11 protein-coding genes are annotated in these 14,483 nt (G+C 44.0%); 10 read left to right on the top strand and 1 reads right to left on the bottom strand.

Annotation, left to right across the window (positions count from 1 at the left end):
* Positions 1 to 18: 18 nt before the first annotated feature.
* The gene (locus tag PG901_RS07925; RefSeq protein ID WP_271134125.1) at positions 19 to 1,410 is read right to left on the bottom strand and encodes a two-component system sensor histidine kinase NtrB; all 1,392 of its coding nucleotides are present in this window, start codon (positions 1,408 to 1,410) and stop codon (positions 19 to 21) included.
* 134 nt (positions 1,411 to 1,544) lie between these two features.
* Between PG901_RS07925 and rimO the strand changes: the two genes are divergently transcribed.
* The 10 genes from rimO to fabZ all read left to right on the top strand — a co-directional run bounded on the left by rimO (position 1,545) and on the right by fabZ (position 14,351).
* A complete protein-coding gene (gene rimO, locus PG901_RS07920; protein ID WP_271134124.1) occupies positions 1,545 to 3,155 on the top strand; it encodes a 30S ribosomal protein S12 methylthiotransferase RimO in 1,611 nt (536 codons plus the stop codon).
* A 260-nt stretch (positions 3,156 to 3,415) separates the two neighbouring features.
* On the top strand, positions 3,416 to 4,141 hold the full coding sequence (gene pyrH, locus PG901_RS07915; RefSeq protein WP_149489717.1) for a UMP kinase: 726 nt from the start codon (positions 3,416 to 3,418) through the stop codon (positions 4,139 to 4,141).
* Between the two features lie 142 nt (positions 4,142 to 4,283).
* Positions 4,284 to 4,838 carry a ribosome recycling factor gene (frr, locus tag PG901_RS07910; RefSeq protein ID WP_201565416.1) on the top strand — a complete coding sequence of 185 codons (555 nt, stop codon included), beginning with the start codon at positions 4,284 to 4,286 and terminating at the stop codon, positions 4,836 to 4,838.
* Between the two features lie 325 nt (positions 4,839 to 5,163).
* A complete protein-coding gene (uppS, locus tag PG901_RS07905; protein ID WP_271134123.1) occupies positions 5,164 to 5,922 on the top strand; it encodes a polyprenyl diphosphate synthase in 759 nt (252 codons plus the stop codon).
* 197 nt (positions 5,923 to 6,119) lie between these two features.
* Entirely contained in the window at positions 6,120 to 6,929 is an 810-nt protein-coding gene (locus PG901_RS07900; protein ID WP_271134122.1) for a phosphatidate cytidylyltransferase, read from the top strand.
* A gap of 148 nt (positions 6,930 to 7,077) precedes the next feature.
* On the top strand, positions 7,078 to 8,286 hold the full coding sequence (ispC, locus tag PG901_RS07895) for a 1-deoxy-D-xylulose-5-phosphate reductoisomerase (RefSeq protein WP_271134121.1): 1,209 nt from the start codon (positions 7,078 to 7,080) through the stop codon (positions 8,284 to 8,286).
* 135 nt (positions 8,287 to 8,421) lie between these two features.
* The gene (gene rseP / locus PG901_RS07890; RefSeq protein WP_271134120.1) at positions 8,422 to 9,798 is read left to right on the top strand and encodes an RIP metalloprotease RseP; all 1,377 of its coding nucleotides are present in this window, start codon (positions 8,422 to 8,424) and stop codon (positions 9,796 to 9,798) included.
* Between the two features lie 263 nt (positions 9,799 to 10,061).
* On the top strand, positions 10,062 to 12,500 hold the full coding sequence (gene bamA, locus PG901_RS07885) for an outer membrane protein assembly factor BamA (protein ID WP_271134119.1): 2,439 nt from the start codon (positions 10,062 to 10,064) through the stop codon (positions 12,498 to 12,500).
* Between the two features lie 156 nt (positions 12,501 to 12,656).
* Positions 12,657 to 13,673: a UDP-3-O-(3-hydroxymyristoyl)glucosamine N-acyltransferase gene (lpxD, locus tag PG901_RS07880; RefSeq protein ID WP_271134118.1), complete on the top strand. Its 1,017-nt coding sequence runs from the start codon at positions 12,657 to 12,659 to the stop codon at positions 13,671 to 13,673.
* A gap of 168 nt (positions 13,674 to 13,841) precedes the next feature.
* Positions 13,842 to 14,351 (top strand): 3-hydroxyacyl-ACP dehydratase FabZ, encoded by a 510-nt coding sequence (gene fabZ / locus PG901_RS07875; protein ID WP_227670482.1) that lies wholly within the window; start codon positions 13,842 to 13,844, stop codon positions 14,349 to 14,351.
* Positions 14,352 to 14,483 lie beyond the last annotated feature (132 nt).

Genomic DNA, 14,483 nt, shown 5'->3' with positions numbered 1-14,483 from the left:
AGGATGGAGGTGGCAGCATTAACTTGCAGCGATTGGCTGTTGGAAAGGCAAATAAAGGGTAAAACGGGTCTGACTGTTATTGTCATTATAGATGCGATTATAAATGGGATTATAATTCGGATTATCCCTTTGTGATGAATTTGAGCTGACATCAATCATACCATGATGGCGGCTGATGATATCTTGCACGATAGATAAGCCAAGCCCAGTGCCAGCGGCACGGCTGGTCACCATCGGGAAAAATATCTGACCAATCAGCGCATCATCTATCCCTGAGCCGTTATCGGTAATGGTAATTTGTAAGACTTGTTTATGCTGTTGGCTACCGATGGTGTGTTGAAAGGCAACCCGCGTTTGAATATGCAGTTTTGGTTGATAGCTGCTAGCACCGTCAAGATGACTCTGCACAATATCTGACGACAAGTTATTGGATGCGGCTGGCACGTTTTGTTGCAGCGTTTGCTTAAACTCAGTCATCGATTCGCAAGCATTATTAATAAGGTTTAAAAACACTTGGATTAACTGATCTTTATCCGCGCATAACTCAGGCAATGACAAATCATAATCACGCTGTAGCGTCATTTCTGGATATTGGTTAACTATTAAGGCCAAAACATGCTCTAGCGGCTCATGGATATTTAGTATTTGCCAGTTTGGTAGCTGACTTGAGCCAAGGAGCTGTCCAATCAACTGGGTCAGACGATCGGTCTCTGAGATAATGATATCGGTATAATTGCAGAGCTTTATCGCATTTTTTTGCAGGGTATTGTTATGATTTAAATCGGTGTTTTCATTGCTGATAACAGCGGTAGCCTCCCTTTCAAAAGAAGACATATCGCTAAATTTGATGAATTGCCGCTGCAATAATTGCGCGGCACCGCGAATACCCGCCAATGGATTTTTGATTTCATGGGCGACCGAACGCAGCATATGACGGGCAACGCTATATTGCTGCTGTTGGCGTTGTTCTTCTGAAATACGACTTTGCCGATCTTTGCCCCACATCTCAATAATAAAATAAGGCTGCTGCTCGTAGATGACGGGCGTCACGCTATAATCTACGGATAGTGTCAGTCCGCCATTGAGCTGGGTGTGTATAAGGTGATCATGATCGATAAAGGGTTGTTGATATTTCTTTGCTTGAAAAAAGCGCTCCGTCAAAGAGTAAGTTTTATCTTCTCGATTATTATTAATAAGACTGTCTTTTAACCTTAACTCATCGGGTGCAAGCAGCGTCAGTATTGATTGATTAAGCAGGCGTCCACTACTGATAGCCAGTAACTGCTCAGCTTGGGCATTTAGCCAAGTGATAGACAATTCATCGTTGATCCATAAGATAGCTGTAAATAAATGCTGCGATATAAATGCCAAATCTGGCGTTGGTTTTGCGGTGATCAAATCAGCGGTCATGAGTGCTGCCTAGAGTAAAGAGATGCTCGATATAATATTTAACCATAAATCAACACTATAGAGCGGCAAAACTGGCGGTTTTTGCAAAAAAAACGTACAATGCGCACAGCCATTTTTCTCTAGCAAGGTCAGCCATGCCCAATATTTCTACCGAGTCCGTTAATACGACTATAGCCCCTTCACAGCCAGCTTCTACATCTTCAGCTTCTATGCCAAAAGACACTGCCACTATTTTTAATCCTGCTAAGCCAACGGCAACGCCCGTGCAAAGCTCGACGGACAGTGTTCAACCTTATCACCATAAAGCCAACCACAATCAAAACCGTAGCATTGAGCAAAGTAGCGATGTGGTTTCAGCTACATCAGCGAAAGCGACAGCAGCGACTATGAATGCGCCAGTGAACGCAGCGCCAAAGATTGGCTTTGTGTCATTAGGTTGCCCAAAAGCCTTGGTCGATAGTGAGCGCATTATCACGGAACTCAGCCGTGATGGTTATCAAGTTGCCAGTGATTATGAAGGCGCAGACTTGGTCGTGGTCAATACTTGCGGCTTTATTGAGTCCGCAGTGCAAGAGTCGTTGGACGCTATCGGTGAAGCGATTAGCAAAAACGGTAAAGTTATCGTGACAGGTTGCTTAGGTAAAGAAGCGGAAAAAATCCGTAAAATGCATCCAGCTGTGCTAGCCGTGACCGGTGCGCATGCTTATGATGAAGTGATTACCGCCGTATCGCAGCATGTGCCCAAGCCGAATCGCAGTCAGGATGCAAACTATGATCCAAAGATAGATTTGATTAATGAGGCGGGCATCAAATTAACCCCAAGCCATTATGCGTATTTAAAAATATCGGAAGGCTGTAACCATCGGTGTACCTTTTGCATTATTCCAAGCTTACGTGGCGATTTGGTCTCGCGTCCAATTGATAGCGTGATGAATGAAGCTTTGGCGCTGAAAAACGCTGGCGTGAAAGAGTTGCTTATTATTTCGCAAGATACCTCCGCTTATGGACTGGACTTAAAATATAGAACCAGCTTTTGGAATGGTATGCCGCTTAAGTCAAAATTTTATGACTTATGCCAAGCATTAAATGACTTGGGTATTTGGGTGCGCTTGCATTATGTTTATCCATATCCGCATGTGGATAAAGTCGTTGAGCTAATGGGCGAGAAGAAGCTGCTGCCTTATCTTGATATTCCATTCCAGCATGCCAGCCATCGCATCCTCAAAGCGATGAAGCGTCCAGCACATAGTGAAAACACCTTGGCGCGTATCAAAGCATGGCGTGAGATTTGCCCTGATATCGTTATTCGTTCAACCTTTGTGGTTGGGTTCCCTGGTGAGACGGAAGAAGATTTCCAATGCCTGCTTGATTGGTTGGTCGAGGCGCGCCTTGATCGCGTTGGTGCTTTTACTTATTCAGAAGTTGAGGGTGCGGTCGCCAATGATTTGCCAAACCACGTACCTGAAGACGTTAAGCAAGAGCGCTATGAGCGTTTAATGACGCTACAACAGGATATCTCAGCACAAAAACTACAAGAGAAAGTCGGTAAAACTCTAATGGTATTGGTCGATGAGATTGATAGTGAAGAGGGCATTGCGATTTGCCGTAGCTACGCTGATGCGCCTGAGATTGACGGTCATGTCTACGTTGATGATATCACGGCGCAAGTCAAAGTCGGACAGTTCCTAACCGTCACGATCGATGACGCTAGTGAGTATGATTTGTTTGCCAGTTACAAAGGCTAGTTAGCTATAAGGCTGATTAGTTACAGTAGCTGATTAGTGATAATAGCTGATTAGTCACTACAATATACGAGTGAAAATTGCCCAATAGCGGGCAGTTTTTGCTACAATTAGCGCAATTTAGCCTTTTTACCCGTTTGTCATCAATCATGGTGTTTTTTATAGTGCTTCGGGTTATGGCAGGTCGGGTAAATCTAACGGCAAACTCTATTGGTGTTTTACCGCTCATTTTAATTATAATTTAATGCTAACAAGGTGACCTCATGTCTGACAAAAACCCGCGTTACTCTCGTATCTTGCTGAAACTCTCTGGTGAAGCCTTAGCCGGTGGTAAAGAGATGGGGATTGATACCGAAGTGCTCGATAAGATGAGCTTGTCTATCGCCCACTTGCGCGGACTTGGGGTACAAGTCGGTATCGTCGTTGGCGGTGGGAACTTATACCGCGGCGCCCAGCTACAAAAAGAAGGCTTGGTTGGCCGAGTGACTGGTGACCAAATGGGCATGCTTGCCACTGTCATGAATGGTTTGGCGATGCGTGATGCCCTTGAGCGTCGTAATATTAAAACGCGTTTGATGTCAGCATTGCCAATTGGCGAAGTCACTGAAAGCTATAGTAGTCGTAACGCTATTCGTTATCTCAAAAACGGCGAAGTTTGTATTTTTGTCGCTGGTACTGGTAACCCTTTCTTTACCACTGATACTGCCGCTTGCTTACGTGGTATTGAAATTGAGGCGGGCTTAATTCTAAAAGCGACCAAGGTTGATGGCGTTTACGATAAAGACCCAAGCTTACATGCTGATGCCAAAAAATATGATGGCTTAACCTTTGATGAAGTGCTCGAGCAAAAACTTGGTGTAATGGACTTAACGGCAATCGCTTTATGCCGTGAGCACAATGTACCGCTGCAAGTGTTTGATATGACCAAGCCTAACGCATTATTAAACGTTATTATGGGCGAAAATGAAGGCACGCGCGTTTATCATTAAGCTTAAGCGTAGGCTTTATCATTGATATGAGCATGAAATCACTGATGTGGTGAGCAGCAATCTTTGAATAAGATTTATACCTAACAGCTTTATACCTAACAATAATGACTGCTTTATCGATAGCGATAAATAAGGATACATGATGATTAATGAGATTAAGAAAGACGGCGAAGCACGTATGGCAAAGACGCTAGAGGCGCTTGAAAGCACCTTTAGTAAAGTACGTACTGGTCGAGCCCATCCAGGTATGCTATCTGGTGTGATGGTTAGCTACTACGGCGCAGATACGCCATTGAATCAAGTGGCAAGCGTCAACGTCGAAGATTCGCGCACGCTATTGGTACAGCCATTTGAGCGTACTATGGTACAAGCGATTGATAAAGCCATTCGCGAAGCAGACTTGGGCTTAAACCCGATGACAGCTGACGTGATTCGTGTGCCGATGCCAGCGTTGACCGAAGACACGCGCCGCGATATGCAAAAGCTTGCTCGTAGCGAAGCTGAAAACAGCCGCGTTTCTATCCGTAATATCCGCCGTGATATGATGAATGATATTAAAGAGTTGGCAAAAGAGAAAGAAATCTCAGAAGATGATGAGCGCCGCGCCAGTGATGATATTCAAAAAATCACTGACAAGTATATTGAAACGATTGACAGCCGCTTAAGCAAAAAAGAAAGTGACTTGATGGAAGTGTAGGAAAGAAGCGTTGTCTTTTCATTTAGTTATTTAGTTAGTTAAAGACAATGCACTTTCGTCAAAGATAATTCGTTGTCCATATTCTTTCTCTAAAAAAACAGCCAATATTGAATAATGATTGGCTGTTTATTGCCGTATCAGAATGATTGTCGTATAAGAAATTAAGCTTTTATTTTGCTATAAGTTCTATATCCAAGCCTTTTCGTCGTTTTTTAATACACTTAGGTTTTTTAGTAGATGTAAGGCAAATAGGCAATAATTTTTTGCCAGACTGTCATTCAGTTCGATTACCATTACTTTATCCAAACCACAAGCAAGTTAGCCTATGTCTACTCCAGATGCTTTATCTCCCGCTCTTCTTCCGCGTCATATCGCTGTCATCATGGATGGCAATAATCGTTACGGTAAAATCAATCATTTAGGCAAAGGTCAGGGGCATATCGCTGGTAAAGATGCGCTAGATCCTATTGTCGAATACTGTGTCAGTACTGGCATTGAAGTACTAACTGTATTTGCTTTTTCTAGTGAAAATTGGCAACGTCCACCGAGTGAGGTGGCATTGTTGATGCAACTGTTGAGCCTAACCATCAATGAGCAAATGCCACGTATGCTCAAATATCGCATTCGCCTGCGCTTTATTGGTGATCGCAGTCAGCTTAGTGAAGATTTGCAAGTATTGATGGCAGATGCTGAGGCAAAAACGGCTGATTTTACAGCCATGACTTTAGTCATCGCTATTAGTTATGGCGGTCAGTGGGATATTGCTCATGCCGCCAAACAGTTGGCACAGCAAGTAGAAGCAGGCAAGCTGCGTGCAGAAGACGTTAATAAAGAGATGCTTGGTGATTATGTACAATTAGCCGATGCGCCAGCAGTCGATATGTTGATACGCACGGGCGGCGAATACCGTCTGTCGAACTTCTTGTTGTGGCAATCTGCCTATGCTGAATTGTTCTTTACCCAAACACTATGGCCGGACTTTAAAGTAGCAGAGTTGGCCGCGATGATAGCCGAATTCGCCCAACGTCAACGCCGCTTTGGTAAAACGAGCGAACAAGTGGTGATAGAGCAACAAATTCATTAAGAAGGGCGCGGGCAATAGCGACTGTAAAAATGATAGGTTAAGAAGTTCTAGTAATTTGAATTACACTTGTTTGGTCAATGATAAGCTGCTTTAATGAGCGTTAATCATAATTGATGGACTATTATGGTTCACTGTTATAGTTCATAATTATGATGCATTTTGACCAAACATTCTTCGTTATATAAGGCTCGATAAGTATGTGGCAACGAATTAAGACGGCAATTGTTCTCGTTATTATCGTTGGTATTGCAATGTTTGCGAGCCAAACTCCTATTTTATTTGCGCCACTTTTGGCGATTGGCGTCATTATCGCCGCCCACGAGTGGACCAAGCTGATGCCGAAATGGCAGCAGCCTGCACTATTTGTGCTCTTGGTTTTAGCACTGACCATCGTTTCGCTGATGTTTAAGATCACTTGGCTGTTTTGGTGGGTGGCGTCATTGGTTATTTGGCTAATGGCATTGTCTTGGGTGCGGGTATTTCCCACTCATACCAACTGGTACGGTAAAAAATTGGCATTGATGGGTGCAGTAATATTGACCGCCGCCATTACCGCTATGTTCTACTTATGGCAGCTGTCAGCATGGTGGCTGCTGTATGTATTCTTATTGGTCTGGTGTGCCGATAGTGGCGCTTACTTTGTTGGGCGTAAGTTCGGTCGCCGCAAGATGGCACCAAATGTCTCCCCCAATAAAAGTATGGAAGGACTGGCAGGCGGTTTAGTCACGGGTTTGCTTGTGGTCATAGTCATTAGTGTCTTTAAACTACAATTGACTGGCGTACCATTAGTCACTTTTGTAGCCTTGTCGGCACTGACAATTTTAGCGTCCGTACTGGGTGATTTGTTTGAGTCGATGCTCAAACGCCGTGCTGATGTCAAAGACTCTGGAACGATTTTACCGGGGCATGGCGGGGTTCTTGACCGCATTGATTCGTTATTATCTGCCACACCGATATTTGCACTGGGCTTTTGGGCGCTACAGCAGCTTGGTTTAATTGTCGCATAACAATAAGTAGTCCAAAAGTAAAAAGCTATCAGGCTAAAAATATAAAAAGAAGTAAGGCTTACGTATTTGGTAGCGACTAAGCTGCCTATTATTAGGTCTTATGACTTATATTTATTTCTCATTTAATTTCACCGTATTATAGGCACAGATGGTTATGACCCAACGCATCGCCGTACTAGGCGCGACAGGCTCGATTGGCGATAGCACGTTAGCAATTTTAGCGGCGCAACCACAGAACTATGAAGTTTATGCCTTATCAGGCTATCACCGTTTAGATAAGCTATTTGCTCTCTGTCAGCAGTTTTTGCCCAAACGCGTCAGTGTGCCGACAGCAGCGGTCGATGATTTCGCTCAGCGTCTTAGCGCAGCAGGTTTAAATATTGATGTGGTCGGCGGTGAAGTAGGGCTGGTCGATATTGCAACCGATACGCAAACTGATACCGTTGTTGCGGCTATCGTAGGCGCAGCCGGTCTGCCTTCTACCTTAGCTGCCGCACGCGCAGGTAAGCGTATCTTACTGGCCAATAAAGAAGCCTTGGTCATGGCAGGGAAAGTCATGATTAATGCGGTTAAAACGCATCATGCGACCTTGTTGCCTTTAGATTCAGAACATAACGCCATTTTTCAGTGTTTGCCATTAGCGATTCAGCAAGACAATACCCAAGTCCATCAGCCAAATTATGGTGTGCGTAAATTATGGTTGACGGCATCTGGCGGACCATTTCTGCAACAGTCTTTTGCACAGATGCAGCAAGCTAGTGTTGCAGAAGCGGTCAAACATCCGAATTGGTCGATGGGGCAAAAGATATCGGTCGACTCGGCTACGATGATGAATAAAGGGCTTGAGCTGATTGAAGCTTGCCATTTATTTGATCTGCCAGAAAATAAGATAAATGTGGTCATTCACCCACAAAGTATTATTCACTCAATGGTAGAATATAGCGATGGCAGCTTTTTAGCGCAGCTAGGCAGTCCCGATATGAAGACACCAATCGCCCACGCGCTCAGTTATCCTGACCGTATCGATAGCGGCTCGCAGCCATTAGATTTATTTGCCTTAAGTGGTTTAGAGTTTATTGAGCCTGATTTGCAAAAATTTGCCTGTTTGCGTTTGGCAAGACAGGCGATGCAAGCGGGTACACAGGCCACGATTGTGCTAAATGCTGCCAATGAAATTGCGGTTGCGGCATTTTTAAACGGGCAAATTCGCCTCACCGATATTGCGGATATTAATGCGCAAGCATTAGATGAGATACAGGTGCCCGTATTAGATGAGACCGCCGATATTGAAGATATTTTAGTTATCGATAAAATAGCGCGTCAACATGCTGATACGCTAGTCGCAAAGTTGGCCTAAACCTATAAAATTTAGCTATTTGATAAATGCTGTTAAAAAGTGATATCGACAGATGATGCTAAACAGTACGCCAAGAAATGATAGTGATAAACGATGTTAAAAGACAATACTAAGAGCTAATACTGAGAAAAGATCATGACGTTTTTATTAACGCTGCTTGCGGCAATATTTGTCTTAGGTCCGCTCATCGCCTTACATGAGTGGGGTCATTACATCGTGGCGCGTCTTTGCGGCGTTAAAGTGCTGACCTATTCTATCGGCTTTGGCCCAAAACTCTTTGGTTGGACCAGTAAAAAGAGCGGTATTGATTATCGCATCTCGGCATTACCACTTGGTGGTTATGTCAAAATGCTCGATGAGCGTGAAGGCGAGGTGGCAGCCGATGAGCAGCATCTAGCCTTTAATCGTCAACATCCGCTGAAGAAAATTGCGATTGTTGCTGCGGGTCCTATCATGAACTTTGTCATCGCTATTGCGCTATTTTGGGTGTTGTTTATGACCCCATCAGAGCAATTAGCGACAAAGATTGGGCAAGTATTACCCGACACGCCAGCAGCGATGGCACAGTTGCCCGTTGGTGATAAAATCGTTGCAATCGATGGTCATGAGGTGCAAACGTGGGAAGGTATTAACTATCGTTTGGCGGGGCGTATGGGTGAAACGGATAATGTCAGTGTCACCTTACAGTCTGATGCAGAAGGTAATAACGCGACCAAAACTTATCAAGCACCGATTAAAGAATTTATGCAAGGCGATGCGCAAGGCAAAGATGCGTTATCAAGCTTTGGTATGATACCGTGGCAACCAAACATCGCACCAATCGTTGGCGATTTAACGCCCGATGGCGCTGCCAGTCGCCAAGGCTTACAGGTTGGTGACCGCATTACAGCCATTAACGGTGAAGAGATTAGTGATTGGATCAGTGCCACGCGTATCATTCGTGATAGCCCTGAGGTTTTACTGAGTTTCACCGTGCTGCGTGATGGCAAGTCGGTACAATTATCTATTATGCCGCAAGGTAAAAAAGACAATTTAGGTAACGATTACGGGCAAATTGGTGCTATGGTGGCACAGTCTGAAATCGTGATTCCTGATGCCTATAAAACCACCGTCGTTTACGGTCCTGGCGAGTCATTGGTGAAGTCATTTGAGAAGACGGAGCAGTTAGCAGTTATGACGGTGAGCTCAATGGGCAAGATGCTGTCTGGCATGATAGGTTTAGAGAATTTATCAGGTCCCATTACCATTGCAAAAGTTGCCAAACAAAGCTTTGATATTAGCTGGCAGATGGTATTATCTACAGCAGCTTTGATCAGTTTAAGCCTTGCCGTATTGAATCTTTTACCCATTCCAGTATTAGATGGTGGGCATATTGTCTATTACGTTATTGAGCTGATACGCGGTAAACCACTCTCTGAAGGCGTGCAAATGGTTGGACTTAATATCGGTTTACTCTTGCTGGCAGGTTTCATGGTGTTAGCAATTGGTAATGATATCAGTCGGCTATTTTGACAAAGGATGCTGTCGCTTGGCAAGTAAGCCGCGATAGGCTAATGGTTGCGCCCTTATCAAGCACTGATGATTGAAGCGATACGGTGTTTATTTCATAATGTCGCCACTGTACTAATTTTATTTTTTAGTTTATTTTATGATGCGTTTTATATAAAGTGTCCTGAGTCTCCCACGCTGAAGTTTACGACTTTATGCGAAATGGGCTAGACAACACGTGCTTTTTACCTTAACTTAAGCAAGTTTTTTATTGACGGATAGTGTTTATGCGTACGCCTTTATTTATGAGCGCGGCTGGGTTGCCGTTAGTTGTAGCGATGATGAGTATGCCCGTTCAGGCTGCAGAATTTGTAGTGACTGACATTGGTTTCAACGGTCTACAACGCCTAACTCCTGATAGTCTCTATCCAGTTTTACCTATTACGGTGGGTGATACGGTTAATGATAGTAATTTGGCTGCCAGTATTAAGGCGTTATATGCGACTGAAAACTTCGCCGATATTCAAAGCCGTGTCGAAGGTGGCAAGCTGCGCTTTGATGTCGTCGAGCGTCCTATCATCGCTGAAGTCAACTTTGAAGGCAATAAACTCATCCCAAAAGAAGGGCTTGAACAAGGGCTTGGTAATGCAGGCTTGTCTGTCGGTGATGTGCTGAAACAAGCCACGTTGCAAGGCGTTGCCAACGAGTTACAGCAGCAATATATCAGTCAAGGTTATTACAATAGCAATATTGAAGTCGATCAAACGTTATTAGATGGCAATCGCGTAAAACTGGATGTGCGCTTTGTTGAAGGCAAGCCTGCTAAAGTCGTCGATATCAATATTATTGGTAATAAACACTTTAGTGATGAGCAGATAAAAGACGTTTTTGCGGTAAAAGAGTCGTCATGGACGCGTCTGTTGTCTAAGTCTGATCGCTATGCCAAAGAAAAACTGGCGGCCAGTTTAGAGAATCTAAAAGCCCTTTATCAAAACGATGGCTATGTGCGCTTTTCAGTAGACAATGCCGTACTTAACATTAGCGAAGATAAAAGCAGTGTGTTTATCGAAGTCAGCTTAAGTGAAGGCGAGCAATATCAGTTTGGTGAAGTGAACTTCTTAGGTAAGCCAACCTTTGAAAACAACGAGTTAAAAGAACTGGTTACTTTTGCACCCAATGAAAAATATTCACAAGCTAAGCTGGATGCTACAACGGCCGCCCTTAAGAGTCGTTATGGTAATGAAGGTTATTATTTAGCCCAAATCAGACCGGTCCCGCGTATCAATGATGAGACTAAAGTAGTCGATGTCGATTATTATATTGATCCTGCGCGTCCTATCTATGTTCGCCGTATCAACTTCACGGGTAATATAAAAACCCAAGATGAAGTACTGCGCCGTGAAATGCGTCAGTTAGAAGGTGCTCTTGCCTCTAGTGATAAGATTCAACTATCACGTACACGCTTGATGCGTACCGGTTTCTTTAAAGGCGTCAATGTCGATGTCAAACCCGTACCTAATCAGCCAGACCAAGTCGATGTGAATTATACAGTTGAAGAGCAGCCTTCTGGTAGCTCCACTATTGCTGCGGGTTACTCGCAAAGTGGTGGTGTGACGTTCCAGTTAGACTTGACCCAAAACAACTTTATGGGTACTGGTAACCGTGTGAAAGCGGCACTATCGCGTTCTGAGACGCGTGACTCTTATAGCTTGGGTTATACTGACCCTTATTTTACAGAAAACGGTGTTTCGCAAGGTATCAGTGCTTATTATCGTGAAACCAAGTACGATGACAGAAACGTTAGTAACTATGTCACCGATGCTTATGGTGCTACGCTGAACTATAGTTATCCTGTTGATGAAACCAAACGCGTGAGTGCGGGCTTGAACGTTGATAATACGACCGTACGTGGTGGTAGCCGCCTTGGTGTATCAAACGTGCAGCAAATTATGGATGATGGTGGTACGTTTGAGAAGTACACTTTTACTAATGATAAAGGGGAAGAAGAGCTTTCAGGTCGTACCGGTTTTAAAAACGAATATCAAAGCTATAACTTACTATTTGGCTGGGATTACAGCACGTTAGATCGTCCAGTATTTCCAAATAAAGGTATGAGCCATACGGTCGATGCGACCATTGGTCTTGGTGATGCTAGTTATCAGAAACTGGTTTATCGCGGCAATATTTATCAACCTATCTATAAAGATTGGGTGGCGCGCGGTTATACCAAACTTGGCTACGGTAATGATTTGCCGTTTTATGAAAACTTCTATGCCGGTGGTTATGGTTCGGTACGTGGCTACGAAGCCTCAACGCTTGGGCCTAAATCGCAAAGCTACTATGATGCCGTTAGTGATCAACCAGGCTCATTGAAACCAGAAGAGATTGGTGGTAATGCGTTGGTTAGCTTTGGTACAGAACTGATTTTACCTATGCCATTTAAAGGTGATTGGGCAGATCAGGTACGTCCGGTACTGTTTGCTGAAGGCGGTCAAGTATTTGATACGACAGATAAAGAAGACCGCACCTTTATTGATCCGGCTACTGGAAAAGATACCGGTGTACCATTATTAACCCAAGATAATAAGATGCGTTTTAGTGCTGGTTTAGGTGTCACTTGGTATACGCCAATTGGTCCGATTTCTCTCAGTTATGCGGTGCCGATCGGTGACAAAGAAGGCGATGAAACTGAAAAGGTTCAGTTCCAAATTGGTAATACTTTTTAGTCCAAAGAATCTATGTAAAATCATTTAATTGTTTTAGTTTATGTAGCTAAATAAATTAATAGACAATTAGATTTTAGCAGGTCGCCAAGATGATATCTCACCTTGGCGACCATCTTATTCATACCAATACTAACAGCCACTATACTAATAACAATTATGATAACGATTGAGCAACTCATCACTCGGATTGAGCAGCGTCAGCCTGTTCTTAACAAGGGCGAACTTAGCGCTGCACAATTATGTCTAAATTTAGACGGTGTTGGTAATTTAACGACCGCCAATCCGCAGCAATTAAGTTTTTTAGCCAATCCGCACTACCTTCCTAGCTTAGCAAACAGTCAGGCAGGGGCAGTGCTGACCACGGCAGAACATCATGATAAAGTTGCCAAAACTGCCGTTGCATTAGTCGTTGCTGCGCCTTATTTGGCTTATGCTAGCGCCAGTCAACTTTTTGCTCATCAGCCATTGGTAGGCGGTATTCATCCTAGCGCCGTAATCGCTGAAAGCGCAGTGATTGGTAATGGAGTGACTATTGGACCTTTTTGTGTCATTGGCGAACAGGTGCAAATTGGTGACCGTAGTATGCTTGATGCAAATGTGGTCATCGAAGCAAATACCACGATTGGCAGCGATTGTGTGCTCAAATCGCAAGTGGTCATCGGACACGATTGTGTACTTGGTAATCATGTTAGATTGCACGCTGGGGTTAGTGTAGGGGCTGAAGGTTTCGGCTTTGCACCCACCAGCAATCCTAGTACTACAGGTTGGGAGCGTATTGCTCAGCTAGGACGTGTGGTGATTGGCAATCATGTTCGGATTGGTAGCCAAACCTGTATCGATCGCGGCGCTATTGACGATACGGTGATTGGCAATCATGTTATTATTGACAATCTTGTACAAGTTGCCCATAACGTGCGTATCGGTGATGGTACCGCCATCGCGGCGCAAACTGGTATCGCAGGTAGTACGACGATTGGCAAGCGCTGCATTATAGGGGGCGCTGTTGGCATTACTGGTCACATTGACATTACTGATGATGTGACATTATCTGGCATGACCATGGTGACAAAATCCATCACAAAGGCGGGCTCATACTCTTCTGGAACAGCCGCCATGCCAACTGCCAATTGGCGGCGTGCAGCGGTACGTTTTCGCCAGCTTGGTCGTGACTAATCCAGCATGACCGGTACAGCATGACCGGTACAGCATGACTAGCACAGCGCAATTAATACCTGACAATAAGCACTCAGTTAACGCAACAGTTAATTATATATAAAGTTTAAAAACACAGCAACGCTTAAAGACAAAGTAAAGCTTAGCATATAGCAAGGAAGCCCCATTATGAGCATAACTGATATTGATAGACCTACTGATGAAGACATCAAAAGTTTGGCGGAACAAGGTTTAACATTACCCTTAACCTACCATACCCTAAAGCATTATCTGCCGCATCGTTATCCATTTATGCTGGTCGATCGGGTGATATCTTGTACCCCTGGTGAATGTATTACCGGTATCAAAAATGTGACCATTAACGAAGAGTTTTTTAATGGACATTTTCCTGATGAGCCGATTATGCCAGGTGTCTTGATGGTTGAGTCGATGGCGCAGGTATCCGGTGTTCTTGGTTTTATCAGCGCCGGTTTGACGGCAGAAGATGGTTATCTGTATCTGTTTGCTGGGGTGGATAAAGTACGCTTTAAGCGCCGTGTTATCCCTGGTGACCAGCTGATTATCCGTGCCAAAACCGTGATGCAAAAGCAGGGTATTTATAAGTTTGATTGTACCGTCCACGTCGAAGATGAGCTTGCTGCTAGCGCTCAGATTATGATTGCACGTCAGGAACAATAGAGTATTTCTATAGACGTTGCGCAGCGGGTCGGTGAGATTTTTTAGACCTGCTGGCTGCCGCGAATAGTAAAGATTAGCGTTATATTTATATTTTAGACAGAATAATAGTTTTAGACACAGTGTTTTTTAAAC

The organism is Psychrobacter sp. ANT_H3, assembly GCF_027919975.1.
In the GTDB taxonomy this organism is placed as follows: domain Bacteria; phylum Pseudomonadota; class Gammaproteobacteria; order Pseudomonadales; family Moraxellaceae; genus Psychrobacter; species Psychrobacter maritimus.
The sequence above is the reverse complement of the archived record's forward strand: the minus strand, read 5'-3'. Positions and strand labels throughout refer to the sequence as shown.

What these genes read in the sequence shown, in the direction of transcription:
- PG901_RS07925 (WP_271134125.1), bottom strand. Translation starts at nt 1,410, where the DNA reads ATGACCGCTGATTTGATCACCGCAAAACCAACGCCAGATTTGGCATTT.
- rimO (WP_271134124.1), top strand. Translation starts at nt 1,545, where the DNA reads ATGCCCAATATTTCTACCGAGTCCGTTAATACGACTATAGCCCCTTCA.
- pyrH (WP_149489717.1), top strand. Translation starts at nt 3,416, where the DNA reads ATGTCTGACAAAAACCCGCGTTACTCTCGTATCTTGCTGAAACTCTCT.
- frr (WP_201565416.1), top strand. Translation starts at nt 4,284, where the DNA reads ATGATTAATGAGATTAAGAAAGACGGCGAAGCACGTATGGCAAAGACG.
- uppS (WP_271134123.1), top strand. Translation starts at nt 5,164, where the DNA reads ATGTCTACTCCAGATGCTTTATCTCCCGCTCTTCTTCCGCGTCATATC.
- PG901_RS07900 (WP_271134122.1), top strand. Translation starts at nt 6,120, where the DNA reads ATGTGGCAACGAATTAAGACGGCAATTGTTCTCGTTATTATCGTTGGT.
- ispC (WP_271134121.1), top strand. Translation starts at nt 7,078, where the DNA reads ATGGTTATGACCCAACGCATCGCCGTACTAGGCGCGACAGGCTCGATT.
- rseP (WP_271134120.1), top strand. Translation starts at nt 8,422, where the DNA reads ATGACGTTTTTATTAACGCTGCTTGCGGCAATATTTGTCTTAGGTCCG.
- bamA (WP_271134119.1), top strand. Translation starts at nt 10,062, where the DNA reads ATGCGTACGCCTTTATTTATGAGCGCGGCTGGGTTGCCGTTAGTTGTA.
- lpxD (WP_271134118.1), top strand. Translation starts at nt 12,657, where the DNA reads ATGATAACGATTGAGCAACTCATCACTCGGATTGAGCAGCGTCAGCCT.
- fabZ (WP_227670482.1), top strand. Translation starts at nt 13,842, where the DNA reads ATGAGCATAACTGATATTGATAGACCTACTGATGAAGACATCAAAAGT.